This window comes from Nocardia vermiculata NBRC 100427 (assembly GCF_001613265.1).
GTDB lineage: Bacteria > Actinomycetota > Actinomycetes > Mycobacteriales > Mycobacteriaceae > Nocardia > Nocardia vermiculata.
The window spans coordinates 1-1,111 of sequence record NZ_BDCA01000075.1 but is presented as its reverse complement, the minus strand read 5'-3'; the positions used below and the strand labels follow the sequence as shown (position 1 = coordinate 1,111).

Here is a 1,111-nt window from a genome sequence, read left to right as displayed (position 1 = left end):
CTAGGGCTTGTATCGAAGTGGTGAGAGGCGGGCCTGTGGCCCGCCCTCATTCGTGCCGCAGCCACTGATTGATCGCCGCGACGTGGACCGTGGCCAAGTAGCGGACAGCGAGTTTGTCGTAGCGAGTTGCCACCGCGCGATGCTGTTTGAGCTGGTTGATGCCTCGCTCGACCGCATTGCGGTCCCGGTAGACGACCTTGTCGAACGCAGGCGGACGACCACCCGACCGGCCACGGTGACGCCGGTGGCCGGCCTGATCCGACGGCGTCGGGATGGTGACCTTGATCCCGTGGCGACGTGACCAGTCCCGGTTACCACGGCTGGAGTACGCCTTGTCCGCCAGCACCCGCTCGGGCCGCATCCGGGCCCGTCCACCACCGACTTTCGGCACCGAGATCGCATCCAACACGGAGGTGAATTGCGGACTGTCACCAGCCTGACCGGGTGTGACAAGCAACGACAGCACCCCGCAGCCCTGCTCACACGCCAGATGCAGCTTCGTCGACCAGCCGCCCCGCGATCGGCCCAGCCCGTGATCACCCGGTTCTGGTTCACCGTTGCAGCCCGGCGGTTCGGCCTGGCCTTCACCGTCACGGCGGGCACCGGCAGCATGCTGATGCGCGCGCATGATCGTGGAGTCCACACTCACCTGCCACCTGATCGAGCCGGCCGCCTCGGCGAACGCCTGCAGCAGTTTCAGCAGCAGCGCCCACACGCCGGCCCGCTGCCAGCGGCGGAACAGTCCATACACCGCGGGCCAGGACCCGTACTCGGCTGGCACGTCCCGCCACGGCGATCCGACACGCACCCGCCATCGGATCCCGTTGACGAGCTGCCTTTTCGTCCATGTGGGAGGGCGTCCTGTCTTCTTGCCGCGGGGCAGCAACGGTGCCAGCCTGGCCCATTGGGCGTCGGTCAGGTCCGCGCGCCCCGTCACCGCTACGCTGGTCACGAGGTCTCCGGTCGGTCTCCGGTTTTTCTTGGTCGTTAAACCGATCTACCGGAGACCTCGCCCATATACCAACGCGACCAACATGTTCCGCTGCTACCGAGACAGGGGTGGTGCCGCTACGCGGCATTACCCCTCACCTCACTTCGATACAAGCCCTAG

Annotated in this window: 1 protein-coding gene; it reads right to left on the bottom strand. The window is 66.5% G+C overall.

All coding sequences use genetic code 11. From position 1 onward, the window contains the following. Positions 1 to 46: 46 nt before the first annotated feature. Complete coding sequence (locus NV2_RS30520; protein WP_067882430.1) at positions 47 to 952, bottom strand: IS5 family transposase; 906 nt, start codon at positions 950 to 952, stop codon at positions 47 to 49. Between the last annotated feature and the right edge of the window lie 159 nt (positions 953 to 1,111).